This window comes from Marinomonas algae, assembly GCF_047525555.1.
GTDB lineage: Bacteria > Pseudomonadota > Gammaproteobacteria > Pseudomonadales > Marinomonadaceae > Marinomonas.
The window spans coordinates 1-26,542 of the sequence record NZ_JBLIXK010000002.1 but is presented as its reverse complement, the minus strand read 5'-3'; the positions used below and the strand labels follow the sequence as shown (position 1 = coordinate 26,542).

At 42.9% G+C, this 26,542-nt stretch carries 25 protein-coding genes and 1 pseudogene; 17 read left to right on the top strand and 9 right to left on the bottom strand.

Annotation, left to right across the window (positions count from 1 at the left end; translation table 11 throughout):
- Positions 1-40 precede the first annotated feature (40 nt).
- Complete coding sequence (locus ACMUMQ_RS04440) at positions 41-874, top strand: AraC family transcriptional regulator (RefSeq protein ID WP_414680811.1); 834 nt, start codon at positions 41-43, stop codon at positions 872-874.
- Between the two features lie 48 nt (positions 875-922).
- Here ACMUMQ_RS04440 and ACMUMQ_RS04435 read toward each other — a convergent pair whose 3' ends face one another.
- Entirely contained in the window at positions 923-1,711 is a 789-nt protein-coding gene (locus ACMUMQ_RS04435) for a nucleoside-specific channel-forming Tsx family protein (protein WP_414680810.1), read from the bottom strand.
- Positions 1,712-2,166: 455 nt separating this feature from the next.
- On the opposite strand from ACMUMQ_RS04435, the gene ACMUMQ_RS04430 reads away from it, so the two are divergent.
- Positions 2,167-2,445, top strand: coding sequence for a hypothetical protein (locus ACMUMQ_RS04430; protein ID WP_414680809.1), 279 nt, complete (start codon positions 2,167-2,169; stop codon positions 2,443-2,445).
- A gap of 104 nt (positions 2,446-2,549) precedes the next feature.
- Here the strand turns inward: ACMUMQ_RS04430 and ACMUMQ_RS04425 are convergent, their stop codons facing one another.
- Together ACMUMQ_RS04425 and ACMUMQ_RS04420 are read right to left on the bottom strand one after the other, a co-directional pair.
- Entirely contained in the window at positions 2,550-2,972 is a 423-nt protein-coding gene (locus ACMUMQ_RS04425) for a GlcG/HbpS family heme-binding protein (RefSeq protein WP_414680808.1), read from the bottom strand.
- 56 nt (positions 2,973-3,028) lie between these two features.
- A complete protein-coding gene (locus ACMUMQ_RS04420) occupies positions 3,029-5,191 on the bottom strand; it encodes a malate synthase G (protein WP_414680807.1) in 2,163 nt (720 codons plus the stop codon).
- A gap of 264 nt (positions 5,192-5,455) precedes the next feature.
- Here ACMUMQ_RS04420 and ACMUMQ_RS04415 point away from each other — a divergent pair, with 264 nt between their 5' ends.
- Positions 5,456-6,151, top strand: coding sequence for a VC0807 family protein (locus tag ACMUMQ_RS04415; RefSeq protein ID WP_414680806.1), 696 nt, complete (start codon positions 5,456-5,458; stop codon positions 6,149-6,151).
- An 84-nt stretch (positions 6,152-6,235) separates the two neighbouring features.
- On the opposite strand, the gene ACMUMQ_RS04410 is transcribed toward ACMUMQ_RS04415, so the two are convergent.
- Entirely contained in the window at positions 6,236-7,000 is a 765-nt protein-coding gene (locus ACMUMQ_RS04410; RefSeq protein WP_414680805.1) for an SDR family NAD(P)-dependent oxidoreductase, read from the bottom strand.
- Between the two features lie 233 nt (positions 7,001-7,233).
- On the opposite strand from ACMUMQ_RS04410, the gene ACMUMQ_RS04405 reads away from it, so the two are divergent.
- The 8 genes from ACMUMQ_RS04405 (at position 7,234) to ACMUMQ_RS04370 (ending at position 15,753) form a co-directional block, all read left to right on the top strand.
- A complete protein-coding gene (locus ACMUMQ_RS04405) occupies positions 7,234-8,211 on the top strand; it encodes a dipeptidase (RefSeq protein WP_414680804.1) in 978 nt (325 codons plus the stop codon).
- A 2-nt stretch (positions 8,212-8,213) separates the two neighbouring features.
- Positions 8,214-8,759, top strand: a complete 546-nt coding sequence (locus tag ACMUMQ_RS04400) for a DUF5943 domain-containing protein (protein ID WP_414680803.1) — start codon at positions 8,214-8,216, stop codon at positions 8,757-8,759.
- A 124-nt stretch (positions 8,760-8,883) separates the two neighbouring features.
- On the top strand, positions 8,884-10,947 hold the full coding sequence (dgcA, locus tag ACMUMQ_RS04395; RefSeq protein WP_414680802.1) for a dimethylglycine demethylation protein DgcA: 2,064 nt from the start codon (positions 8,884-8,886) through the stop codon (positions 10,945-10,947).
- Between the two features lie 166 nt (positions 10,948-11,113).
- Positions 11,114-13,072, top strand: coding sequence for a (Fe-S)-binding protein (locus ACMUMQ_RS04390; protein ID WP_414680801.1), 1,959 nt, complete (start codon positions 11,114-11,116; stop codon positions 13,070-13,072).
- Positions 13,069-14,343, top strand: a complete 1,275-nt coding sequence (gene etfA, locus ACMUMQ_RS04385) for an electron transfer flavoprotein subunit alpha (RefSeq protein ID WP_414680800.1) — start codon at positions 13,069-13,071, stop codon at positions 14,341-14,343. The genes ACMUMQ_RS04390 and etfA overlap by 4 nt, the downstream gene beginning before the upstream one ends.
- A complete protein-coding gene (etfB, locus tag ACMUMQ_RS04380) occupies positions 14,333-15,115 on the top strand; it encodes an electron transfer flavoprotein subunit beta (RefSeq protein WP_414680799.1) in 783 nt (260 codons plus the stop codon). The genes etfA and etfB overlap by 11 nt, the downstream gene beginning before the upstream one ends.
- A gap of 25 nt (positions 15,116-15,140) precedes the next feature.
- Positions 15,141-15,386 carry a hypothetical protein gene (locus ACMUMQ_RS04375; protein ID WP_414680798.1) on the top strand — a complete coding sequence of 82 codons (246 nt, stop codon included), beginning with the start codon at positions 15,141-15,143 and terminating at the stop codon, positions 15,384-15,386.
- Positions 15,387-15,459: 73 nt separating this feature from the next.
- Positions 15,460-15,753, top strand: a complete 294-nt coding sequence (locus ACMUMQ_RS04370) for a hypothetical protein (RefSeq protein WP_414680797.1) — start codon at positions 15,460-15,462, stop codon at positions 15,751-15,753.
- A 17-nt stretch (positions 15,754-15,770) separates the two neighbouring features.
- On the opposite strand, the gene ACMUMQ_RS04365 is transcribed toward ACMUMQ_RS04370, so the two are convergent.
- The 4 genes from ACMUMQ_RS04365 to uraH all read right to left on the bottom strand — a co-directional run bounded on the left by ACMUMQ_RS04365 (position 15,771) and on the right by uraH (position 20,935).
- The gene (locus ACMUMQ_RS04365; RefSeq protein WP_414680796.1) at positions 15,771-16,931 is read right to left on the bottom strand and encodes an MFS transporter; all 1,161 of its coding nucleotides are present in this window, start codon (positions 16,929-16,931) and stop codon (positions 15,771-15,773) included.
- A 116-nt stretch (positions 16,932-17,047) separates the two neighbouring features.
- On the bottom strand, positions 17,048-18,928 hold the full coding sequence (locus tag ACMUMQ_RS04360; RefSeq protein ID WP_414680795.1) for a methyl-accepting chemotaxis protein: 1,881 nt from the start codon (positions 18,926-18,928) through the stop codon (positions 17,048-17,050).
- 280 nt (positions 18,929-19,208) lie between these two features.
- Positions 19,209-20,363 carry an FAD-dependent urate hydroxylase HpxO gene (gene hpxO / locus ACMUMQ_RS04355; RefSeq protein WP_414680794.1) on the bottom strand — a complete coding sequence of 385 codons (1,155 nt, stop codon included), beginning with the start codon at positions 20,361-20,363 and terminating at the stop codon, positions 19,209-19,211.
- Positions 20,364-20,578: 215 nt separating this feature from the next.
- Positions 20,579-20,935, bottom strand: a complete 357-nt coding sequence (gene uraH, locus ACMUMQ_RS04350; RefSeq protein WP_414680793.1) for a hydroxyisourate hydrolase — start codon at positions 20,933-20,935, stop codon at positions 20,579-20,581.
- A 208-nt stretch (positions 20,936-21,143) separates the two neighbouring features.
- Between uraH and uraD the strand changes: the two genes are divergently transcribed.
- From uraD to ACMUMQ_RS04335, 3 genes are all read left to right on the top strand, one after another.
- Positions 21,144-21,665 (top strand): 2-oxo-4-hydroxy-4-carboxy-5-ureidoimidazoline decarboxylase, encoded by a 522-nt coding sequence (gene uraD, locus ACMUMQ_RS04345; protein ID WP_414680791.1) that lies wholly within the window; start codon positions 21,144-21,146, stop codon positions 21,663-21,665.
- Between the two features lie 158 nt (positions 21,666-21,823).
- Positions 21,824-22,807, top strand: a complete 984-nt coding sequence (locus ACMUMQ_RS04340; RefSeq protein ID WP_414680790.1) for a YHYH protein — start codon at positions 21,824-21,826, stop codon at positions 22,805-22,807.
- Between the two features lie 7 nt (positions 22,808-22,814).
- The gene (locus tag ACMUMQ_RS04335; RefSeq protein WP_414680789.1) at positions 22,815-23,300 is read left to right on the top strand and encodes a hypothetical protein; all 486 of its coding nucleotides are present in this window, start codon (positions 22,815-22,817) and stop codon (positions 23,298-23,300) included.
- A gap of 45 nt (positions 23,301-23,345) precedes the next feature.
- Here ACMUMQ_RS04335 and ACMUMQ_RS04330 read toward each other — a convergent pair whose 3' ends face one another.
- Positions 23,346-23,948, bottom strand: coding sequence for a LysE family translocator (locus ACMUMQ_RS04330; RefSeq protein WP_414680788.1), 603 nt, complete (start codon positions 23,946-23,948; stop codon positions 23,346-23,348).
- Positions 23,949-24,063: 115 nt separating this feature from the next.
- Here ACMUMQ_RS04330 and ACMUMQ_RS04325 point away from each other — a divergent pair, with 115 nt between their 5' ends.
- The 3 genes and pseudogenes from ACMUMQ_RS04325 to ACMUMQ_RS04315 all read left to right on the top strand — a co-directional run.
- A complete protein-coding gene (locus tag ACMUMQ_RS04325) occupies positions 24,064-25,491 on the top strand; it encodes an aminotransferase-like domain-containing protein (protein ID WP_414680787.1) in 1,428 nt (475 codons plus the stop codon).
- A 135-nt stretch (positions 25,492-25,626) separates the two neighbouring features.
- On the top strand, positions 25,627-25,836 hold the full coding sequence (locus tag ACMUMQ_RS04320) for a hypothetical protein (protein ID WP_414680786.1): 210 nt from the start codon (positions 25,627-25,629) through the stop codon (positions 25,834-25,836).
- A 107-nt stretch (positions 25,837-25,943) separates the two neighbouring features.
- Positions 25,944-26,542: pseudogene (locus ACMUMQ_RS04315) on the top strand (transposase family protein); the annotation flags it as partial.

Here is a 26,542-nt window from a genome sequence, read left to right as displayed (position 1 = left end):
AGTTGAAACCAATCGTCCAACCTGATGAAAGTGTGAATGTGTGAGCAAATTTGACAATATATTAGAGCGTTTTTCTCTTCAGTCTGAAGTGATTTTTAGCGGTGGCTTTTGTGGCGATAAAAGCCTAGGTCATGACCAAGAGCACAATGGTGGACACATACATTATCTTCGATCTGGGACATTGACTGTGATCGATGCAGAAGGCCGTAAAGTGGTGTTTGATCGTCCTGCCGTTATTCTTTTACCTTTCTCCACTACGCATCGCATTATCTCTTCTGAAACAGACCAAGCGGAACTGGTGTGTGCGGCGATTCACTTTTCGGCATTAGAGCAACAGCAATTGGTGTCTAGTTTGCCAAAGTTAGTGTGTTTGACGCTTGAGAACACGCCTATGGCGAATACGGTTGAATGGATTTTTTCTGAAGTGTCATCTGGTGGTTTAGGGCAAAAAAGCATGTTGGGAAAACTGTGCGATATTTTGCTAATCCAAATGCTGCGTACCTTATCTCAAGATGGTGTAGTGATTGAAGGCATGTTGGCTGGATTGAGTCATCCTGCTTTGGCGCCAGTTTTAGTGAAACTACAAGAAATGCCAGAAGAGGCTTGGACTTTGGATATGATGGCGCAAGATGCGGCCATGTCTCGTTCTAAATTTGCTCAAGTCTTCCGCGATACCGTTGGGCAAACACCGAATGACTTCTTAACGGATTTACGCATTTCATTGGCGCAACAATTATTGGTGAAAGAAAAGTCGGTGGGCTTTGTGGCGAATCAAGTTGGCTATGAGCATGGTTCAGTATTAGCTAGGGTATTTCGTAAGAAAACAGGCTTGTCGCCAAAAGAATGGGTAAAGCAGTTTCATGGTGAGCTTTGAAATAAAAAAGAGCCACTTGGCTCTTTTTTATTATGCCTTGCGTCGTGCTTAGAACTTGTATGTCACTGCAAAGTAATGAGATACGCCAGAAGATTTGAATCCTTCAGAATCTTCGATACCGTAAATGTCTTGGTACAGTTTTAAACCATAACCAACAGAGTATTGATCTGAATGCCAGTAAAGGCCTTGGTAAGTCGCGCCACCGGACGTTGCACTTACATAATCGCTGTCCATGCCGAACTGGTAATCAAGGTAACCTTGGTAAGATAGGAATGAACCATTTTCAAAGAACTTGAATGGTTTAAACCAGTTCATAGAAAATTGGTAACCATTTAAGCCATCACGAGAACCAAAACTTTGATCGTAAAGTGCGTAAACATTCATACCGACTTTACCTAGCCAAGGTACGTTCACATCTGCACCCAAACCTAGATATGAGTTGTTTACACCATTCTGTCCACCATCAAGAGTGAATAGAGTTGCTAAGTAAACTTCTTGAACGGCACCGAAAGATAAATCATTGCCAGTGATGGCATCTAGGGAGAAGCGTGGAGAGAGCTTCAGGAAGATTTTATCACTGTCTGCTTTGTCACTGTCTTCGCTGGAAGTGACGTTGAAAATATCAACAAATCCATATAAATCAACAATACCTGAGCGTCCACCAAACTCCATTTCTAGGTAATCGTGTGTTGATTCGCCAGGTAGCTCATCAACAGCGTACATCAAATTAAACTGACTCCATGAGTAATCGTTTTTGTGGATATCATCCGAATAATCCGCCGCTAATGCGCTGCCGGCTAGCAGCATGCTTGATAGACCTAAAATAGCCTTTTTCACTGATATGTCCCCTTTGGTATTTGTAATTAATTATGTATGACCGTTTGGTCAGCTTTTTTGTTATTACATACTTTTTTTGGTGTATCAATCGAATTTTTAAAATTTCTAAAATTAAGTTTTTATGCACAAAAAAGGGGTATTTCGATGATTTTGTGCGTTTATTTGGCGCTTTTGGAAAACTCTTTTAAAACATAACCTTTTGGTCAAAAATAAGAATTTATACCAAAGTTTGATATTTTAGTGCGAGTTATTGGTGCACTTAAAAAAGTGACTTTTGATGGGGCGAATTTCAACCACGGCATTCATAATGCGGTCTTTTGTTTCTGAATAGTGGTGATTACTTACTAGATAACTTAGAGTGTAATGCTATTCGGTGCATGATTTTTATCTATATTTGGGCTAGTTCTGATAGATTAAAATTATAGGAAAATGCTTAGCTAAGAGGGAGAAAAGGAATGTATGTAAGATTGAAATCCTATCTAACACAGGATATTGGGAAAGTGCTTGCTAAGCAGGAGCAAAACCTAAAATGGTTTGCCTTGGTATTAGGAGTGATGAGCACAATTGCAACAGTGCAAGATTGGTATCCTTACACCATGTTCATCAGTTTGCCTTTTTGTTTGATCTGGGTTTATTGCGCATGGTTGCACACGGAGCGTCAGCTTAAGTACATCAATATTATTTTTTCTGTTTTGTACATTTATGGAATCATCCGTTACTTTCTCATTGAGTAAGTTGGGAGCTATAGATGATTTTTAAGAGAAAGATAGATGTAGAAAAAAGCCAGTAAAAGATACTGGCTTTCGTGTTTCTAGCTATTTTTTTGATTTTATCTGGGCTAAATTTTACTCAAGAAGTACTCAATGCCGGCAGCTGCACACTCCATATCTTGTTGAGGAGTGCCTGAGCTTAAACCAATCCCGCCAACAACTTCACCATTTACAGTGATAGGTAAACCGCCGCCTACAATGCTCAATCGTCCACCCACTTCGGTATGAATACCGAAAACAAGGTTCCCTGGCACACAAGCTTGGTTGTATTCGTGTGTTGCTTTTCTAGCTGCGGCAGCTGTGAAGGCTTTGTCTTGCGCTACAGTAATGCTGGTGATTTTACCTCCGTCCATGCGTTCGAAAGCAATTAAGGAGCCAGATTCATCTGTAATAGCAATACACATTGGTATGCCGATTTCTAAGGCTTTTTCACGAGCGCCTTGAATTAATAATTGCGCATCACTTTGATCTAAACGTGTAATGGTTAACATGTGCTTTCCTTATCTTAAAAATGTAAGTGGTTTTTCGATGCCACTTGAATAGTAAATTACTGATTGTTTTCTTTTACTTCACGACGTCGTGCATGTAATAAAGGTTCTGTATAACCATTAGGTTGTTTACATCCTTTGAAGACTAGGTCGCAAGCAGCTTTGAAAGCAATACTGGAAGCAAAGTCGGGTGCCATTTTCTTGTAATCTTTATCTGCGCTGTTTTGCTGGTCAACAACAATTGCCATCCTTTCTAGAGACTCTAATGCTTGTGCTTCTGTGCAAACACCGTGGTGTATCCAGTTTGCAAGATGTTGACTAGAAATGCGCAATGTTGCTCTATCTTCCATTAAGCCCACATCATTGATATTAGGTACTTTAGAACAGCCGATACCTTGTTCAACCCAACGAACAACGTAGCCAAGAATACCCTGGGCGTTGTTGTCTAGTTCAAATTTGATTTGCTCTGCAGACAGTTTTTTATCTTTCAGTAATGGGATGTTTAACAGGGGATTTAGTGTCGTTTGTTCACGATCTGCTATTAATGACTGTTGCTCGAATACATTTACTTGATGATAATGCGTGGCATGAAGTGTCGCGGCAGTTGGAGAAGGAACCCATGCGCAGTTTGCGCCAGAAATTGGTGCTGTGATTTTGGTTTCCATCATTTCAAGCATTTCGTCTGGTTTAGGCCACATTCCTTTACCAATTTGAGCAAAACCACGTAGGCCACATTCAATGCCAATATTTACGTTACGATCTTCATAGGCAGCGATCCAAGGTTGTTCCTTGATGGTCTCTTTTGGTAGGACTGCACCAGCTTCCATTGAAGTATGGATTTCGTCACCAGTACGATCTAAGAAACCTGTATTAATGAAGAATAGGCGCTCTTTGACTGCTTTGATACAAGCTTTGAGATTTACTGAAGTACGACGTTCTTCATCCATAAGGCCTACTTTCAGTGTGAATGGAGTAAGTCCGAATACTTGTTCAACTTGTTCAAATAAGTCATTGGTCAGTTTTGCTTCTTCTGGACCGTGCATCTTAGGTTTAACAATATAGATACTGCCTTTTTGACTATTTTTAACACGGCTGTTGCCTTTCAAATCATGAAGGGCACAAAGTGTTGTGATAACCGCATCTAAAAAGCCTTCTGGGACTTCATTACCGTTTTTGTCAAGTACTGCGTCAGTGGTCATTAAATGTCCGACATTTCGTACTAATAGCAAGCTTCGGCCAGGTAGAGTAAAGGTGTTGCCTTGAGTGTTAGTGTAAGTTCTGTCTGCATTTAAACGACGAGTAATGGTTTTACCTGCTTTATCAAAACTTTCTTCCAAGGTGCCTTGCATCAAGCCTAACCAATTACGATAAACGAGGACTTTATCTTCAGCGTCTACAGCAGCGACAGAATCTTCGCAATCAATGATAGTGCTGATAGCAGATTCAATGATGACGTCTTTTAAAACGGCATCTTCTTTTGCTCTAGCAGTATCAATGACGAGTTCAATATGCAAACCATTGTTGCAAAGTAGAAGAGTTAAAATTGCCCCAGATTCAGAAAAACCAACAAATTTTTCAGGCTCTTTGAGTGACGTAGTGGTGCCATCAGTCAGTTCAACACTAAAGGTGTTGTTTTCAAAAGTGTAATGAGAAGCTTGAGTGTGGGAGCCTTCTTTTAACGGTACCGCGCCATCTAAAAATTCAGAGGCCCAATCGATTACGTTCTTCGCACGAACAGGGTCGAATCCTTTTGGCTTTTCACCGTTTTCATAAGGCACAACATTCGTACCATAAAGTGCATCGTATAAGCTTCCCCAGCGGGCATTGGCTGCGTTTAAAGCGAAGCGTGCATTGTTTACTGGTACAACTAACTGTGGCCCTGCGATGGTGGCAATTTCATCATCGATATTCGTTGGACATATACTGAAGCTTTCTTCTTCAATGGGAGTAAGGTAGCCAATATCACTTAAGAAGGTTTGGTAAGCTGGTATGTCTATTTCTTGTCCTTTATTTTGAAGGTGCCATTTATCTAGCTGATTTTGAAGCTCTAGGCGCTTTTCTAGGAGAGCCTTATTACGACCGCCAAGACTATTAACAATTGATTCTAATCCAAGCCAAACTTGTTCTTCGCTGACACCGGTTTCAGGCAAAATTTCGTTAGTTACTAAGTTGTATAAATCTGAATCAATTTTCAGACCACCTTTCATGATTCGGTTGTTCATACCTTCTCCAATTTTTTATTGTCTAGAGCGTTGTAGCTCAAGTTATATGAATACTATGTTTTCAGTTGCCTAAAAAATTGTATTTAATTTTTTACAAAAAACGCTTAGTGGTGTTGAGGTGGCTTGTCAGAACATTTAACCAAATTTCCTTGGCATTTCTCATTTTTTGAAAGTGTCTATGTACTGCCATGATGATTTTTCCTTTATGATAGTCGCCAATAGTATTTTGAATCGTGTTTGAACTTAAGTTGGAATTTTAAAATTATGAGCAGTTCTCCTACACATAAGCCACGTCCGATGGTGGATCTTATTGTCAGTGTTATTTTGCCATCCCTTATTTTGATGAAGTTGAGTGGTGAAGATGCATTAGGTGTGAGTGGTGGTTTGATTGCCGCGCTGGCGTTTCCTCTTGGTTGGGGGATTTTCGAGCTAGTGAAGTATAAGAAATTTAACTTTATTGCTTTACTGGGTTTGGTGAGTGTTTTGATGACGGGCAGTATTGGTCTGTTTGAGTTGGATAATCAATGGTTGGCGATAAAAGAAGCAGCGGTTCCAGCCATCATTGGTATTGCTGTGTTGGTGTCTACTTTTACGCCTTATCCTCTAATTCGTGCCTTGTTGTTTAATGCCTCTGTTATGGATACAGAAACCATCAAGCAAAAGTTAGAGGAAAATAACAGCACAGAAATGTTCGAGAAGAAGTTGATGAATGCGACCTACTTTATCGCAGGTTCTTTTGCTTTTTCTGCGACGATGAATTACGTACTGGCTAAGTGGATTGTAACCAGCCCTGCAGGAACAGAAGCTTTTAACGAAGAGCTAGGGCAAATGACGCTATACAGTTACCCAATGATCGCGATTCCTTCCATGATCATGATGATGGCGATTTTTTATTACCTGTGGCGCAGTATTCATAAGGCAACAGGATTGAAACTAGAAGACTTGCTGATTAAGAAATAATCTTCTTCGAAGCGAGAAAGTAAAACAAGAAAGCCAAATTCTAGGATTTGGCTTTCTTGTTTTCAGGGCGAATAACAAAAAAGTTTACATGTTAAAAACACCGCCATTGATGTCCAGTGTGGCACCAGTGATAAAACCATCGTATTCAGAGGCCAAATACGCCACGGCTCTGGCAACATCCTCTGCATTGCCTGCTCGCTGGATCGGAATACCTTTAATGGTTTCATCCGCAGATTCTTTGGTTGTATGCGTATTGTGGAAGGACGTACCAAGAATTAGACCCGGAGCAACTGCGTTAACACGAGTACCTTGAGGGCCTAACTCAGCAGAGAGTGCTCTAGTGAAAGTGAGAATGGCGCCTTTACTTGTTGAGTAGGCGAGAGAGCCAGGATGACCACCTTTACGGCCAGCAAGGGATGCTAGATTCACAATGCTGCTGTTTTCTTGCTTAGCCAGATAAGGCGACGCAGCGCGAGTCACAAACATCATGGACGTCATGTTGATGTCCATCACTTTGTGCCAAAAATCGGCTTCCATATCATTAAGAGACTTCCTAGCCACTAAAGATCCTGCATTGTTGATCAGTATGTCTAGACTGCCAAGCGCTTCGACAGTTTTTTCGACCAAGGCATTAGCATCGGCTTCATTGGTTAAGTCGCCACTGATCGCAATGGCTTTTTGTCCCTTGCTGTGCGCGTATGCGATTAACTGATTCGCGGTGTCTGCACTTGAGAAATAATGAATAGCGACATTTGAGCCACTATCAATAAAGTGTTTTGTGATGGCCTCGCCGATGCCTTGGGCACCTGCGGTGATGAGAACATTTTTTCCGGTTAATTTATTATTCATATTCTTCCAAACCAATAAAATTGAGAACTCGATTAACAAAGTGTGATGTGAAAACAGAGTTAAAAACACTGCCTATGTCCATCTTGCATTAATACGACATCAGTTTTCAAGTCGAGTCGCTTTTGGTAATTGTCTCGTCGTTTACAGCCTGCTTCCTCCTTTCGTGAAAAATTACACTGAGTTCATCAATCGTTATTTACTTAAAGCGCCGATTTATTAGGTAAGGAAGAGCAATGAACGCAGCAGAGTTACATGATAAATCCATTATTATCGATGGTTTAATTTGTGCGAAATGGAATCGAGATCTATTCGAAGACATGGCCAAAGGCAAGTTAACCGCGGCAAATTGTACTGTGTCGTTTTGGGAAGACTTCAAAGGCACAGTGAAAAATGTCATTGAAATGAATCAGCTTATTGAAGCGAACAGTGACCTACTGTTAAAAGTCTACACAACAAAAGACATTCATCGCGCCAAAGCCGAAGGCAAAACAGGTGTGATGATGGGCTTTCAAAATGCCCATGCGTTTGAAGACCAAATTGGCCATGTACAAGTCTTTAAAGACTTGGGCGTTGGCATAGTGCAAATGTGCTACAACACGCAGAATTTGGTTGGCACAGGTTGCTACGAGCGCGATGGCGGCTTGTCTGGATTTGGTCATGAAATTGTTGCAGAAATGAATCGCGTTGGCATGTTGTGTGATTTATCTCACGTTGGGCCAAACACCGCGAAAGAAGTGATCCTAGCCTCTAAACAACCTGTTGCTTATTCCCACTGTTTACCAGCTGGTCTGAAAGAACATCCGAGAAACCGTACCGATGAAGAGCTTAAGTTCATTGCTGACAAAGGCGGTTTTGTTGGTGTCACCATGTTCGCGCCTTTCTTAAAAGCTGGCATCAACGCCACCATTGACGATTACGTCGAGGCCATTCAATACATTTACAACATAGTCGGTGAAGACGCGATTGGCATTGGCACCGACTTTACTCAAGGTCACGGTCAAGACTTCTTCGAATACCTTACTCACGATAAAGGCTATGCGCGCCGCTTAACCCGTTTTGGCGAGATCATTAATCCGCTGGGCATGCGTACAGTGGGGGATTTTCCTAACTTGACAGAAGCCTTGTTGAAACATGGTTTTAGCGAGCGTCAGGTGGAGAAGATTATGGGCGAGAACTGGGTGAATCTTTTAAAAGAAGTTTGGGGAGAATAAAGATGGGTTTTCACGCACCAGAAATGCCAATTCTAGTAGACGATGAAACCGGTGTTTGGAATACCGATGCCTTGCCAATGCTTTATGTGCCTCGTCATTTCTTTGTGAATAATCACATGGGAATCGAAGACGAAATTGGCGCTGAGCGTTATGCCGAAATCTTGTACAAAGCGGGTTATAAATCAGCGTATTTTTGGTGTGAGCAAGAATCAGAATGCCATGGAATTTATGGCAAAGACATTTGGGATCATTATCTAAAACGCTTATCTCAGCGCGGTTGGGGCTTTTTTATCACCGAAGAATTGGACATTGAAAAAGGCACCGCAAAAGTTCGCTTAGAAAACTCTGCTTTTGTTTATCACTACGAAAAAATCCACGGTAAAAAAGTGAATCGCAAGGTGGATTATATGTTTACTGGCTGGTTTGCTGGCGCGTTGGATCAGATCTTAGAAAGCCAAGGTTTGTCTTTAAGAACCAAAGCCATGCAAACACAAAGTGGTGCGGAAGAAGGGCATGATGTTGGGTATTTTGAGGTTCTTCCTCTTTAAGGTTTCCTTTTTATATTGTGATTCGTTTTTCTTTTTAGATTGTAGCTAGTGAATACACGTTGTGCGGGCAAGGCACAGCGTTTTCTTTATTTTTATATTTTCCAGTTAAGCGGGAGTCCTTTTTATGTCCCAATATGATGTTCTATTCGAGCCTCTTAAAATCAATAAACTTACCATCCGAAATCGAATAGTCAGTACGGCTCACGCTGAAGTGTATGCAACCGATGGCGGCATGACGACAGATCGCTATGTGAAATATTACGAAGAAAAAGCCAAAGGTGGTTGTGGCTTGTCCATTTGTGGTGGCTCCAGCGTGGTGTCGATTGATAGCCCGCAAAGCTGGTGGAGCTCGGTGAATTTGTCCACGGATCGCATTATTCCGCATTTCCAAAACCTTGCTGACGCGGTACATAAACACGGCGGCAAGATCATGATTCAAATCACCCACATGGGTCGTCGTTCTCGTTGGGACGGTGAAAACTGGCCGAACTTAATGTCGCCTTCAGGCATTCGTGAACCTGTGCATCGCGCGACCTGTAAGGTGATCGAAGTAGAAGAAATCTGGCGCATTATCGGCGATTTCGTGCAAGCGGCTCGTCGAGCTAAAGAAGGCGGTTTGGATGGTGTTGAATTGTCTGCGGTTCACCAACATATGATTGACCAGTTCTGGTCGCCACGAGTGAACAAACGCACGGACGAGTGGGGCGGAACCTTTGAAGGTCGCATGAAATTCGGCATGGAAGTGCTGAAAGCGGTACGAGAAGAAGTCGGCCCAGATTTTGTGGTGGGAATGCGTATTACGGGAGATGAATTTCACCCAGACGGTTTGAACCACGACGACATGAAACAAATCGCGCAATATTACGATGCCACTGGCATGGTGGATTATTTTGGTGTAGTGGGTTCTGGTTGTGACACACACAACACCTTGGCGAACGTAATCCCAAACATGAGTTATCCGCCAGAGCCTTTCTTACATTTGGCAGCAGGCATCAAAGAAGTGGTGAATGTGCCAGTGATTCACGCGCAAAACATCAAAGATCCGAATCAAGCGAAACGCATCATTGAAGCAGGTTATGTGGATTTTGTTGGTATGACCCGAGCGCATATTGCCGATCCGCATTTCATTGCCAAGATCAAAATGGATCAGGTGGATCAAATTCGCCAGTGTGTTGGCGCCAACTATTGCATTGATCGCCAGTACCAAGGTTTGGACGTTTTGTGTATTCAAAATACCGCCACGTCTCGTGAGTACATGGGCTTGCCTCATATCATTGAAAAAACCACCGGCCCCATTCGTAATGTGGTTGTCGTTGGCGGTGGGCCTGGCGGTCTGGAAGCGGCGCGAGTTGCAGCAGAGCGCGGTCATAAAGTTACCCTGATTGAAAAAGCCCCAGAGCTTGGCGGCCAAATCACCTTGGCGGCGAAAGCCCCACAGCGGGACCAAATTGCAGGAATTTCTCGTTGGTTAGTCATGGAAGTAGAGCGCTTAGGTGTTGAGATTCGTTTGAATACCGCAGCGGATGAAAACCTTGTTAAAGAACTGAATCCAGACGTGTGTATTTTAACTACTGGCGGTCGTCCTTTCTTGGATCAAAATCCAGAATGGGGCGCCGCGGAAGGTTTGGTTGTGTCCACTTGGGATATTTTGAGTGGCAAAGTAGAGCCGGGTACAAACGTTTTAATCTACGACACCATCTGTGAATTTTCTGGTATGTCTGCAGCGGATTATTTGGCGTCAAAAGGGTCGTTGGTGGAATTGGTGACAGACGACATCAAACCGGGGGTTGGCATTGGCGGTACGACTTTCCCAACCTATTACCGTTCGCTTTATGAGAAAGAAGTCATCATGACGTCGGACATGTTGCTGGAAAAAGTCTATCGCGAAGGAGATAAATTGGTTGCTGTGCTAGAGAACGAATACACAGCCCAACAAGAAGAACGCGTGGTGGATCAGATTGTTGTCGAGAATGGTACAAAAGCCAATGATGAGCTGTATTACGCACTGAAGGAAAGCTCGGTGAATAAAGGCCAAATCGATAATGAAACCTTGTTCGATATCAAACCTCAGCCAGTTTTGAGTGGTGATAGCGAAGGCATGATTTTGTGGCGCTTGGGAGATTGTGTTTCGCAGCGCAATATTCATGCGGCTATGTATGATGCTCTTCGCCTCTGCAAAGACCTATAGGAAACGATGGTTGAGCTCGTAAATACTGTGTTAAAAATGAACTCGAAATGCTCATTTATACTTATAAACTCTGCTTTCTCGTTCATTTTTGCCTTGTCTTTAAATCGCTCATCTCATCGTTAATGATATTTTTTGTGCTAAATATGCCCAATGTTGAGGGTGAAAAATGATTCTTGATTGGTTACTTCCGACTCTCATTTTAACGCTTCTGGTGCTTGCGGGAATCGGTGCTGTACGTCGTATGAATATGTGGCGCGCGGGACAGGCGGAAAAGGTCGATATTGTCGCGGGTTTGTTGGCGATGCCGAAGCGTTATCTGCACGATTTGCATCATGTGGTTGAGCGCGACAAATACATGTCGCGCACTCACGTTGCCACAGGTGGTGGTTTTGTTTTGGCCATGGCGTTGGTGATCTTAGTTCACCTAATTGGTATTGAAAGCAAGGTGCTTTCTTGGATGCTGTTAGGGGCTTTGAGTATGATGTTTTGTGGTGCGGTGTTTGTCTTTAAGCGTCGACGAAATCCACCGTCTCGTTTGTCAAAAGGCCCGTGGATGCGGTTGCCGAAAAATCTCCTGATCTTTTCCGTTACCTTCTTTGTTTTAACCTTGCCAGCGGCGGGTGTGTTGCCAGCGAGTTTTACATTAGGCGTTATGGGGCAATGGTTTTTGACGCTTGTGTTGTCTGCCTTGGTGTTGATGAGCCTAAGCGAAATGTTGTTTGGCATGACGTGGGGCGGGCCGATGAAACACGCCTTTGCTGGCGCGTTGCACTTGGCATTTCACCGTCGACCAGAACGCTTTGGCGGAGGCCGTTCTACCGGACTGAAACCAGTGGATTTAGAAGATAATGCCTTAGCGTCTGGTAAGGTGCTCGGTGTGGCGAAGCCTTCCGATTTTAAATGGAATCAGCTATTAGGTTTTGATGCCTGTGTGCAATGCGGACGATGTGAAGCGGTTTGTCCGGCGTTTGCCGCAGGGCAGCCGTTGAACCCGAAAAAGCTGATTCAAGATATGGTGGTGGGTTTTGCTGGTGGAACAGATGAACACTACGCGGGCAGCCGTTATCCAGATAAAGCGGTCGAAGGCAAAGCGGTTGGCGAGGCCAAAGGTGGCGTAGATCACATCATCACCAACGGTTTAATCAACCCTGAAACCTTGTGGTCTTGTACCACTTGTCGCGCCTGTGTTGAAGAGTGTCCGATGATGATTGAACATGTGGATGCGATTGTCGATATGCGTCGTTTTTTGACCTTAGAAAAAGGCGAAACACCAAACAAAGGCGCAGAAATTCTCGACAATATTATTGCCACAGACAACCCAAATGGTTACTCGCCAGCCAGCCGAACACACTGGGCGGCTGACCAAAATTTGAATCTGATGAAAGACGTGAAAAAAGCCGAGGTGCTTTTTTGGGTGTCTGATGGCGCCTTTGATATGCGCAGTCAGCGGATTTTACGTTCCTTCGTGACGCTATTAAAAGCCGCCAATGTGGATGTGGCGATTCTGGGAGACGAGGAGCGTAACAGTGGCGATGTGGCGAGACGTTTGGGTGACGATGCCACCTTCCAAAGTCTTGCAAAACGTAACTTGGCGACGTTAGGACAGTATGAATTTAAAACGCTTGTGACAACTGACCCTCATGCATTTCATTGTTTGAAAAATGAGTATGGGGACTTTGGCTCCGATGCCTTGGAAGGCGTTGACGTGCTTCATCATACGACCTTTTTGAATCAGTTGATTAAGGCTGGGCGTTTGCAAGTAGAAGGTTTTAAAGGTGGAAAAGTGACGTATCACGATCCTTGTTACCTTGGTCGATACAATGGGGAATACGAAGCGCCACGGGAATTGCTGGCATCATTGGGCATTGAAATAGAAGAAATGGAACGCTCAGGTTATCGCTCTCGTTGTTGTGGCGGTGGCGGCGGTGCACCTATTACCGATATTCCTGGCGAAAGACGTATTGCGGATATGCGCATGGAAGATGTGGTCAGCACAGGCGCGGAAATGGTTGCCGTGGGTTGTCAGCAGTGTACGGCCATGCTGGAAGGCGTTGTGGAGCCTCGACCTGTGGTGAAAGACATTGCCGAAATATTAGCGAGCCAGTTGATTGAGGTGCATTCATGACAGACACTTTCTCTCAGATTCTTCGTCGTGACCCAAGAGCGGAATGGATTGCACGAAATCGTTTACATCCTTTGCATGACAGCATCATGGCGGCCAATGGCGCAGAAGTCCGTGGCCCTTCGGGTTTGCTGCGTAAAAATCCTCATGTTATCGGTTTTATTGGGCCAAATGGCATTAAGCGAATTGATCGGGCGAATACGTCTTCTGGCTTAATGGCGGGGAAAAAACGCTCGACTACCGCGCAAGACATTGAGCTTCCTTTGCATCAAGTGATCGATCCAACGGGTTACATTGTGGTTGTGCCAGACATGGTCGGTGGGCGTTTAACTACCCATGATAAAGATATTTTAGGTCTGGCTCACAGCTTAATAAAAGAGTACGCCGATAACATGGCCGTGGTGGCGGTGTGTTTTGGGGAAAGTAAAGAAACCCAATTTGAATTGGCTGGTGTGGATCGCTTGATTCATTTGTCCAGCGCGGAATACGAAGGTTTCTCGCCAGAAGCTCGTTTAGCGGCGTTGCAAAATATTCATCAAATGTACCAACCGAAGCATTGGCTGTTTCCTGATTCCATCAATGGTGGAACGGATTTGGCGTCGCGCTTGTCTGCGCGTATTGGAGAGCGAGCGGCGGCACAAGCATGGCAGGTGTCGATTGCTCAAACTGTGTGTCGAGGTGCGTCAGCAAGCCTAGATATCAAACGGGAAACACCGCGTATTTTAATGCTACTAGAAGAGTGTGGAAACGCCATTGATGAAACACGCCATGAAGTTTTGCCATTAACCTTGGACCGTTTTGAAATGACGGATACGCGTATTGAAGACAACGGCTTGGTTGATGTTGATCCTAATGCGGTGCCTTTGGCGGAAGCAGAATTCATCTTGTCTGCGGGTAATGGCATTCATAATTGGGAGCAATTTCATGCCTGTGCGAAAGCATTGGGCGCAACAGAAGGCGCGAGCCGCGTGGCGGTGGACGACGGATTTATGCCACGGACTCGACAAGTGGGCGCGTCTGGTACTTGGGTGACGGCGCAAGTCTATTTGGCTGTTGGCATATCAGGTGCGATACAGCACATGCAAGGTATCGGGCAATGCGACAAGGTGATTGCCATTAATACCGATGCGGGTTGTGACATGGTGAAGCGAGCGGACCTGGCTGTGATCGGTGACAGCGAAGAAGTGCTGCAAGCATTGATGGCACTGGCGAATGAGCGCAAAGGCATTTTGGTCGATGATGCTCTGCCAAAGGAGGAAAATCATGTTGCCTGATGTAAAAGTGTTTTCCCTTTTGTCTATTGGTCGTCACCCTCAATCAGGGCGTGCTCGTCGAGCTGAACAAGATGCCCGAGCAGTCGAATTAGGACTAACCTTGGTGGGGCGTGATTTGAATCTTGTGCACGCTGGCAGTGCTCAGCAGGATGATTCAGTCTTGCGCCAATACGCTGGAATGGGGCTGCCCGCTTTGACACTGCTAGAGCAGGAAGAAAATGCGGATGTCTTACCCAGTTTGGCCAAGTTTTTGCAGGATAACGAGGCCGGTATTGTGTTAATGGGCGTGCGTGCTGAGTCTGGTGAATCATCAGGTCTGCTGCCTTATTTGCTTGCGGAAAAGCTGGGTTGGCCTATTGTTTCTCGTATTGCGGACATTGTTGATATCAAAGAGGGCGTGGCCGATGTGTTATTGGCTTTGCCTCGTGGTCAACGTCGCGCGGTACAGGTTGCTTTGCCTTTTATTGCAACGCTTGATAATGCGGCGTCTGCGCCTCGTCAAACCGCTTATGGTTCAGGCTTACGCGCAAAGATTGAGGTGGTTTCAAGCGAATCGACTGTGGACGATTTGGCGCTGAATTGGCAAGTTTCACCGGCCAAACCTCGCCCTAAACGTATGAAGGTGGTGAAAGCGAAAACAGCGGCAGATCGTTTTAAAGCCGCTACAGCCAAACCAGCAGGTGGCGGCGGTCAAGTTCTGAAAGAAGGAACGCCAGCTGAAAAAGCTCAGGCGATCTTTGACCTTTTATTGGAAGAGAAGGTCATTCGTTAAGCCTAAATTTAGGAGTAAGCCTTCTATGATGATTGTAGATTTAATCGATGAAGTGGATTTTATTGAAAAGTTAAAAGGCCTTGGCGTGCCCGTTGAGGAGGATATGCAGATGTTAGACGTACAGGCTCGTTTGCATGCTTGGTTGCAAGATTATCCTGAACAACGACCTTTTATTTTTGCTTTGTTTAAAGATATGCAAGGTGACAATATCAGCGTATTGCCTGAAGTGGCTAGCGTAATAAAATCTATTGAAGTGGCATTTTCTCTGTAGCTGTCATTTAATATGGTCTTCTTGGCTATTTACTTTACGTAAGTGCTCAATATAAAAAGAATAGGCCGATTTTATGCGTTACTTTGTACTTTTCTTAATGACTTTCGCGCAACTCTCTTTTGCAGGTATGACGGCCATGTTCGTTATTTTTTCTGCGGCAGGCGTTGTAAACAACAATGAGATTAGCGAATTTCAAGATCTTATTTTTACTCTATCTTTTATAGTCATTCCATTATCTAGCATCATTGTTGCTTTGACTGTGTTGTATTTTGCATGGAAAAAGATGGCAAAACGTTCTTATTGGTTACATCTCCTTCCAGTATTTCTTACCGTTATTTATTGTGTGTATATTGTTCAGTTTGATTGATTTTTAATCTAAATGACTTACTTTGATCGTTTCATACTGAGGTAAACAGCAAACATGGCAATGAAAATCGCTGGTAGCATTAATAAGTTCAAAACTTCCCAACCAAATAAACTCTGCCAATAGCCTGCAAGAATACTTGCCACGGCGGAAGAGCCAAATACCAAAAAGTCATTCAAGCCTTGAGTTTTTGCCTTGTCCGCTGGTTGATAAGTCTGCGTGAGTAGGTTGGTTGCACCGATAAAAGTGAAATTCCAGCCGATGCCGAGAAAAACTAATGCGGTCCAAAAGTACCAGTAAGAGGTGCCAAATTGGTTTAGCAGAATGCAGGCAATCAGCAACAGGCAACCTGCTTGAACAATATTGCTAGTACCGAATTTTTTAATTAAATAGCCAGTAAAAAATGACGGAGCAAACATACCTAGCACATGCCATTGAATCACACTGGCCGTGTGTCCGAAATGAAATCCATGACTGTGCATGGCAAGTGGCGTTGCTGTCATAATCAAGACCATGACGGCGTAACCAATTGCTCCAGAGATAATGGAAGCCAGCAGTAGCGGCTGGCTAAGTAGTTCTTTGTATGAGCGAGGAGTGCCCGTTTGCTCTTCAAGGCTGGCTGGTTTCAGTGGCAGAACAGCGACGAGTAATGTGGTGATTGCATAAAGCACAAACAAGGCGGCAAAAGCACCAACGTATTGAGTATCTGGAATGATGTATTCAGACCAGACGGCGAGGTTAGGACCAAGTGCAGCGGCCAATACACCGCCACCCATGATCAAACTGATGGCTTGTGGGCCTTTACCTTCTGGGCTGTTTTCAACCGCTGCGAAGCGATATTGCTGGCCAATGCCGATGGCAACACCAAGTAAGAAAGTGGACAGGCAGAACAGCCAAAAATCACTTTGATTCAAAGCATAATAGGCCAGAGCGGCACCACATAAACCGATGCTATTGCCAATCAAGAAGACTTTCTTTCGACCGAGCAAGCGTACCAATAATGCAGCCGGTAAGGTTGCTCCCATTAGACCGATGAATTGCAGTGCTACAGGAACCGTCGCAAGGTCGGCTGATGGACTGATCTCATTACCAACCAATGCGGTTACAGAGACGAGTAAAATATTGCCTGTAATTAACAGTGCTTGCCCAAGAGATAAGCCCCAAACGGTTAAGCCTAACATAGATAATCCTTTGACTTTTTAGGTAAAAAAACGCCACCGATATTTTGTACAGGTGGCGTTTTCTTTGTTGCAGTAGAACGTCTTAATTAAAAGACGTTCATTTGTCTAACATTAAGTTACAACTTAAACACATCTACCGATTTGTCTAATGTTAGCGCTAAGTTAGTCAGGTCAGATGCCATGTTCTTGTTGCTGTTGGAACTTTCATAAGTTGCTTTAGCAAGGTCGTTAATGGAAACAATGCTGACGTTAATTTCAGACGCAACGTGAGTTTGCTCTTCTGCGGCGGTTGCAATTTGGACGTTCATGTCTTGTATCACAGAGACAGATTGTCTGATAGATTGCAGTGCTTTGTTAGCATCGTCTGATTTACTCGCGGTTGTTTTCGCATCTTCCATGTTGCTATTCATCAATTGAACAGAGCGTTTTGCTTCACCCTGTAAACTGCTAATCACACCTTGGATTTCGTTTGTGCTTTCTTTAGTGCGGTTAGCAAGGTTACGAACTTCATCGGCAACGACGGCAAAGCCACGACCATGTTCACCAGCACGAGCTGCTTCAATTGCTGCGTTCAATGCCAGTAGGTTGGTTTGCTCAGATATCGCATCGATGACTTCTAGGATTGCGCCAATGCCTTGGGTTTCTTGTTCAAGTTTCGTAGTAACAAGCATTACTTTTTCAATACCAGACAATAGAGTGGCAATATCGTCATTCATTTCTTTAACGACTTTGATACCTTCATCAGAGAATTGATTCGCTTCTTTTGCCGCAGAAGATGCTTGTACTGCGTTGCGGGCTACTTCTTCAGCCGTCATGGTCATTTCATTCATGGCGGTTGATGTGTTTTCTAACTGCACCATTTGATCTTCAGAGCTTTGGTTTGTCTTAGTTGCTGATTCAGAAACCTTGTCTGAAGAAGATTTAAGCTGCCCAGTCGCATTATCGATGTTACGGATAATGGATTTTAGGTTATTTATCATCAAAATAGTGGCTGCATAAACCCCTGTTTCTTGACCTGTCACTTGTGTATTCAGTGTTAAATCACCGTTCGCAACACGCTTAACAAGTTCTTCGATTTCTTTTGGTTCGCCGCCAATCGGTTTGTACATCAATTTAACAACAGTTAAGTAGATGATCGCGAGAGAGATCAAAATCAAAATAATGGATAAGGTTAAACCTTCGATTAGATTGGAATTTGAAGGCGCATTAATATGGCTGGTTTTATCCCATACCCAAACCGTCCAACCTAAAGAAGCCACTTTTGCACTGCTAACAAGGTAATCTTCACCCTGATGGTAGTATGAATGTTGGCTAACGTCTTTGTTGTAATGCTCTTTAAATGATGGGAAAAGCTCAAAGACATTTTTGCCTATGCTTTCGGTATCGGGCGAAGCCAAAATGAAGCCGTCAGATCGACTGACAATAAGTTGGTTTAGTTCAGAAAGACCTGCCGCAAAACGAGTGATGGCATCAACTGGAAGGTTGATATTTAAAGTCGATACAACCTCATTGTTTCGCAAAATCGGTACGGCTAATGCCATTGAAAATGTGCCATCCGCCGCATTAAAAGGTGTTGTCATAATGCGTTTTTCACCGCCAAAGATGCGTCTAAACCACTCTCGGTTAAGGTCTTTGGCGTTAAAGTTCGCTAGCTCTCCATTTTCTGTATAGGTTATGCCGCTGGCAAGGCCTACATAAACAGAGGAAACGTCAAGAGACTGTTTCATTTCTTGGAATTTTTTAACGGTTGGTTCTACATCCGTGATGCCAGTTTTGTCGATGGCTAAATCATTTCGAATGGCTTCTAGGCTGTCAAAGTACCTTTGTACCCTTTGATCTATTGCGTTGGAAATAAGAAAGGATTCAATTTTTAATTTCTCGGTAGCGTTTTGGTCAGATGCTGATTTGAAATTGAAATAGCCTGTAGCGGATACAATTAAGATTGCAGATACAAACAAAGCGCCTATGTATCCAAGTAACTTGCCTTTAGCCGTCATAGAGGTGGTTTCCTTATCGGTTTTACTAGGGGATTGCTATATCTTATAGCGTGATTATTAAGTTAGGTAGTTTTTTATCGGTTAAATTAAATGTTTTGTAAATATTTGTGAGATGAACCAAATTTTTAATAATGATTGAAGGGCAACTAGGTTAGAAATGGCTGCTTTAAGGTATTTTTAGGAAAGGGTTTTGGTAGCAAAATTAAAAGAGAAAGCAAAATAAAAAAGGTGAACATTATTTAAATGCCCACCTTTTTAGTTATTTGATATTGAGTCTTGTTTAGCCCAACGGGCCATTGATTATGGTGTTACGTAAGCCTTCGATAATATTGTCACCTTTCTCTACTCTTAGCTCATCGTACCAAGCTTGCGTTTCCTCTGGGTCTTTGGCGTGAGTAACATCACATCGTTTACGAGCTTTTAAGACTAGGTCTTTCACTCGGAAGCGACGTTTCTCTTCATAGCTTTTAAGAGCAGCGACAATATCTTTTGTTTCTGCGAAGCATTCTCCTAATACAACAGAGTCTTCCATGGCGGAACAACCACCTTGGCCGATATCTGGCGTTGTGCTGTGCGCAGAATCACCAAGCAAAGCGATGTTGCCTTTTACGAGCGTATCAAATGGTTCGATGTCATGGATTTCGATACGATTGGTTGTTTCTGGATTAATGGCGTCAATCAGTGTTTGTACAGGTTCTGCCCAACCTTCGAAATAACCCTTTAGGTCAGAAACGACTGTGGATCTGTCTTCTTCCAAGCCCAAAGGCAATGGCACATCAAAGAAGAAGTAAAATTGTCCGCCAGCAATTGGCATGATGGAAACACGTTTGCCTTCGCCTACAAATGTTGTCCATTGGTCAGCTAGAGCAATGTTTTCATCGATATCAACCAAACCATTCCAGTTCACATATCCTGCGTAACGTCGTTCAGTTTGGTAGCCCAAAACATGGGTTCTAACAATGGAGTGAGTGCCGTCTGCCGCAATCATAAAGTCGCCCGTAGCGGAGCTTCCATCGGTGAAATATGCGGTTACGCTTGTGTCTGTTTGCTCAACTTTTTCAATGCGCTTTCCAAATTGGATCTTATCGCGGCCCCACCAATCAATCATTTGGCTTTGCAATCCGGCTCTTGAAACAGGACAAGGACGTTCGCCAACGGCTTCCACTAATGGGCTAAGGCTGAATTGAGTCATGACTTCGCCACTTAAACCATCATGGTAAGCCATGTTATGCATCGGACCACCAAGTTCATCCATAATATGACCCATGCCTAAATGGTTCATACATTTCACACCGTTAGACCAAATAGAAAGGGCAGCACCAACAGGTTTGATTTCCTTTACGGCTTCAAAAATTTCACAATCAATACCTTGTTGTTTTAATGCCGCTGCTGCGGTCATGCCGCCGATGCCAGCGCCAATGATTAATGCTTTCATGTCATTTCCTCTGTGTCTATTTGCAATCTAAAACGCAAAATGCGTACCATGAAACAAAAGTTACCATAAAATAAAATGTGAAACCTTTGTTTTATTGATCTTTTTGGAATGGAAATCCTTTTCCAAAGATAAGCTAGTTAAGCGACTATTTTCCGTTTTTAATGTGTCTGATGAACTTTTTTGGTGCTTTGTTTGTTTTTGGTGCGTAATAAGTGCTAGCTGCCGCGATAAGTGCTGTACGAATAAGGCGAGACCAACAAAGGAATGTGGTAATGAGCTGCTTCATCAGAGATACCGAAGCGAATAACAACGGTATTTAAGAAACTTGGCTCTTTCGATTCAATACCTTGCTTGGCGAAGTATTCATCAATCGCGAACTCTAGTTCATAAACGCCAGCGGTAAAGTTGTCAGCTTCTAGTAAAGGCTTATCGCATCGGCCGTCGCTATTTGAAACTGTGCTGTGGATGAGAGTACGTTGGCCGTCAGCATTGTGCTTGAATAACTGTATTTCAACATTAGCCGCAGCTATGCCTTTTGTTGTGTCGAGAATATGTGTTGTTAAGTAGCCCATAATGTTTCCTTAGCTAAGTGATGTCATAAAAAGAGTTTGCCTGTTTTTTGCAGACACTTTCTGTGTATTATTTTTTGATATTAACAAACAATGAAAGTATTGTTTCATGATAATCAATATGTGTGCCATTTGTTTTATCTAGTTTTTAGTGATCGATGGCAATGAAAGAGCGATTACCCCGTATTTTATTAGGTGTTGGAGAGCGATTATGCAAAACGAACAAGTCTTGTTTGATTCATTAGACGAAGCGGACTTTGTTTCTTTATTTGGAAGTGTGTATGAACACTCTCCTTGGGTTGCTGAGCAAGTGTGGCGACAAAAAGCCGAGCATCCAAAAGACTATTTCGATGACATCGAGAAAGTTAAAGCAGCCATGAAAGAGGTGGTAGATCAAAGCACAGACGAGCAAAAATTGATGCTGTTGCGTGCTCACCCAGACTTAGCCGGAAAAGCAGCGTTGGCGGGTACTATGACTAACGAATCAAAATCTGAGCAAGCTGGTGCCGGTTTGGATCAATGCAGCGATGAAGAATTGGCTCGCTTTCTTCAATTAAATGATGAATACCGCAGCAAGTTCGGTTTTCCTTTTATCATGGCGGTAAAAGGCGCAACCAAAGATCAAATATTAGATGGATTTGAAAAAAGAACGCCAAATGATTGGCAAACAGAGTTTGATCGCGCGTTAAATGAAGTTCATAAGATTGCAGGCTTTCGCTTGGCTGACTTTTAAAAAGCGGTCATGCATCAGTTGGTACTCTAAATCTCGATTAAGTGAGTAGAGAATGTGTGTTTGTTCTCATTTCTTGTTGTGAGTCTTCACATTGTCTACTTTTTAATTATGTATATTTCTTAGTAACTTATAATCAATGAAATTTGGAATCTAACTGAATGAAACAAAAAGTACTCCTTGGCGTTGCGCTTGCGTCAGTTGCCATGGCTTTTGCTGCTGTGCAATTAAAATCTGGCAGTAATGTCGATACTTCACAAGCGGTCGCAAATGCGAACTGGGCTGATAATGTCACCATTACCATAAATGATGATGAAAACACCTTTCGCTTCCAATCAAATGGGATTCCTAGTCATGGTTTTGCAGAAAAGTATCTGATTCCAAATGATGTGGGTTCTATGCCATTTTCTGACAATGCGGCAGACGAATTTACCGTGGTTAAATCAAGTGAGTACTTCAAAGAAACCAAGATTGACACCACGATTACAACGCGTCCTGCTTATGTGGACGATGTTACTAATACGTCTCTAGGTCGTATCGGTGTTGCCATTACCGGTGCGCAAATCTTCAATGACTATGAAGATATGGAACGTTCTATCACCGCATTAGACGACAATGTTGTTCATGATCATGTTCCTTTTGTGGACGAATGTAATGGACACACCTTGGTGGATGGTACCAACTATCATTATCACGGTATTCCTTTGTGTATCACTGGGGAGCTTGATCAAGAAGGTCAGCATTCAACAATGATTGGTGTATTGGAAGATGGATTCCCTGTCTATGGAAATCACGATACAGCAGGCGTCATCGTAACCAATGATGATCTAGATGAATGCAGTGGCCATTTTGGTCCAACACCTGAATTTCCAGAAGGGATTTATCATTATCATTTAACCGCCGATGAAGCGCCTTACATGATTAATTGCTACCACGGCGATGTCGGTGATCTCGCTAAACAAGGTCACCCGCAAGGACAAGGGCCAGACTTCTCTGAAGCAGCCGTTGCTTTGAATGTGACGCAAGATGAAATCCGCCAAGCATTAGGTCAGGAAATGCCGCCTAACTTTGCAGATGCAGCAGAAAAGCTGGGTGTAACAGAAGAAGCGTTACGTGCAGCGCTACCTCCGCCGCCACAGCACTGAGTTTACTATGATTGAAAGAATTGCCTATTTAGTGATTGGTGCGGCTATTAGTGTGACTGTCATGACTTTTTTGCCTTCACAGCAAACCGCTGACAATGTCATGAATACATCTGACAGCACTATGCTTGATCCACTGGAAATGCATGACCATCCTTTGTTGCCTGTCTCTGAGACACTTCCTGTTCCATCAGTGACGCATCTAATGTTTCCTGATGTGATGGGTGGGTTTAATATTCAAATCTTAGCGCGTAATTTTGAGTTCACACCAGCAGCCATTAATCGTCAGCCTGAATATAATTCAGGGCATGCTCATATTTATGTAAACGGCGTTAAATATGCTCGAGTCTATTCTACTTGGTTCCATTTACCGACCAGTGCATTAAAGCCGGGCGAAAACCTGGTGAAAGTGACCTTGAATGCGAACAATCACAGTGAATGGGCAAAAGAGGGAAAGGCCATTTCTTCCGTTGTGAAAGTTGTTATACCGGAATAAAACAGGTTTCTTTTATAAAGGCGACTCGATGTCGCCTTTTTTATTTTAGAGAAACATCATTGGAAGAGTTGTTAGCAGTAACACCCCCATTAAACGATTGAAGTTTCGATGAAAGACAGGATTCTGCAGTTTACTAGCAACCAGTTTTCCAATGGTGATCCACATAAAAGTTCCAGGCAGAGTGGCTGTGTTAAAAGCAATAAGGCACATTATGGCGGATGGCCAGAAAAGATCTCCGGTTAAGGTGAAAACAGAACTTGCAGTTATTAACATCGACCAAGATTTTGGATTAATAGCTTGAAAAAGCGCTGCTTCTTTGGTGCTCATAGGTTGTAAGTTATTCTTAGTATCATGAGGTTTTGCGAAAGCAATTTTGGCTGACATATAAATAATGTAAGCGGCGGCAACGACCGTGAATACATCATGTAGGATAGGCCAATGCTTAAATATTTGGCCTAGGCCAAGCAAAACAGCAATATGCAATACAGTCATACCAATACGAATACCAAGTACATGAGGTAGGGTTTTTCGGACGCCAAAATGGGCACCGGAATTGGCTAGCAAAATATTATTAGGCCCAGGTGTTACCGTAGCCACAAGGCAAAAAAGGATGAGGGCTGGCAAGATGTCTAACAAAGCAGGGTTCATTTTAGTGGTCCAAAAAATCAATATGTGATTTGGAAATTGTATTGATACAATTTGTGGTTTATTGTATGCATCAAGATTCTCACATAATACAATAACGGGCAATTTATTTATTGTTATGAATACAATTTTGAATATTAGTAAAATAGAGTTTGATGAGGCTTGTTTGGCTCAGCCAAAATACAAAGCATTGGTGTGGTTAATTGAGCAAGCTATCTTGGCGGAAGAGCTGCCAGATAAGCAAAAATTGCCTGCACAGCGATTACTTTCAGATCATTTAGGTATTACTCATGGCACAGTGACCAGAGCTTATGAGTTGTTGGAAAAGAAAGGTTTAGTGACTGCGAAATTAGGCGCGGGGACGTATGTGAACTCTCCTGGTTCAGCAAGAAATCATAGCGAAAAAAACGATCAGCTGAACGGATCTAAGGTTAAAGAGTATGATTTCGCATCCAGTATGCAGCCTATGCTTGGTCAGCAGGTGTTGGTGAAAAATGCACTAAGCGAACTTGCTCAAGATGTGAGTGCGGTTACGCAAGTGATGACATATTCACCTCAAGGTGTAGCCAAACACAAACAAGTGTTCACAGATTGGTTAGCCAGAAAAAATATCACAATACAAACACACGACCTTGTCTTCACTCAAGGTGCGCAGCAGGGGATTTATACTTGCTTGCAAATCCTCACTAAAGAAAGCGACTACGTATTGCATGAAGAATTAGCCTACCCAGGCTTTTTTCGTGCAGTAGATGCAAGTCGAGTAAAGCCATTAGGCGTACCCATTACACCGCATGGCCTAGATCTAAAAGTTTTGGAAGAGTATTGCCAGCAATATAAACCTAAGTTGCTTTACATCACGTCTAATATGCAGAATCCAACCAACATTCAGTACACTCAGGATCAGCTTGGTCGCATTGTGGAGTTAAGTCGACAATACGATTTCTACATCATTGAGGATGATGTGAACTATTGTTTATCAGAAAGTTGGCGTTTGCCTTTACAGCAGAAAGCACCAGATCGAGTGTTTTATGTTTCCAGTTTATCCAAATACGTTGCTGGTGGATTACGTGTCGCCTACACAATCGTTCCGAAAGATTGGCAACAAGCATTTAACGCCAATGTACACAGCCAGTGCTGGATGGTTTCTACGTTGAACTTCGAACTTGCAGCGCGATTTTTAACCAATGAAGGTTTTATTCATAACCAGTCCTTGTTAGAAAGTGAAATGCGTTATCGCCAAAATGCCTTTAAAGTAATGGTGGAAAAACAGGGTTTAAGTGTTCGTTGTGGTGGCTTAAATGTATGGCTCAGTTTGCCGGATAACATAAATGTAAACCAATTCAACGCTTTTTTATTGTCCAAAAACGTGAAAGTTAGAACCGCAGATTTATTTCGACATCCAAGTTCGTCAACTGTTTCCATTGGCTTAAACGCCTTACGAATTTCCCTTGGTGGATTCAATACAAGAAATGAATTTGAAGAAGGCATCAGAGCATTTGAAAAAGCATTCATCGAATTCAGTCAACAACAAGACATTGTGATTTAAATGACTAGATAGAAGAGTTTAGAGTGTTTCATTCTGATTCACACAAAATGGCTCTTCCTAGTGATCTTTGTCTTTCTCACCTTGTTTCTATATGTATAATAATCGTTCTTATTTATGATGACGGTTGGAGTATTTATGGAACTTGATGTCTATTTAATTTGTGGGCGTGGTGAAAAGGGTGACAAGTTTCAGCTTGGCCAAGTATTTAACAAAGAAGGTCACTATTTTAGAGACGAATATGATCCAACGACTCAATACAGCAATATGGGTGAGTTACAAGAAGCATTAGCTAAAATGGTAAATGTAGATAAAGCGTCGTTAAAACTAAATAGAATCAATCTTTAATTCGTTTTAACGGGATGAAAAAGGACTCTCAAATAGAGTCCTTTTTTTATGGAATGACCCGTCCTAAATAAGGTTGTCACTTTTCAATACTTCAATTGGAGAGTGCAATGACTACAACACCTAAGCGTACACAGAGAGACTATTCCTTCGCCTTTAAATTGGCAGTTGTTGATCAAGTAGAAAAAGGCGAGTTGACCTATAAACAAGCTCAAAGTAAATACGGCATTCAGGGCCGATCAACTGTTTTAATTTGGCTTCGAAAGCATGGTCGACTAAATTGGGAGCAAGGTGCTTCACCTTTACATCCAAAAGGAGATCTTATGAATGAGGCGAATGAGCTTACCCCAGAGCAACGAATTAAAGCGCTTGAGACTGAGCTGGTTGAGACTAAGAGAAAGGCTGAGTTCTTTGAGCACATGATCATGGTTTTAAAGCGCGATTACGGAGTAAACGTGTCAAAAAAGCCGCTTGCCAAACGATCCAAGAAAAGAAAGTAGATGGTTTTAGCGTCATTGAATGTTGTCGCTATCTTGGTATCACAAGACAAGCTTATTACAAACGCTGTTTATTAGCCAAACAAGAAGACGACTTAAACAATGATGTGGTCAATCGAGTGCAACGTATTCGTTTAAAGCATCCTCGAATGGGGACGAGGAAGCTTCAACATAAGCTCAGCTTGGAGCACCATTGTTATATTGGTCGAGAC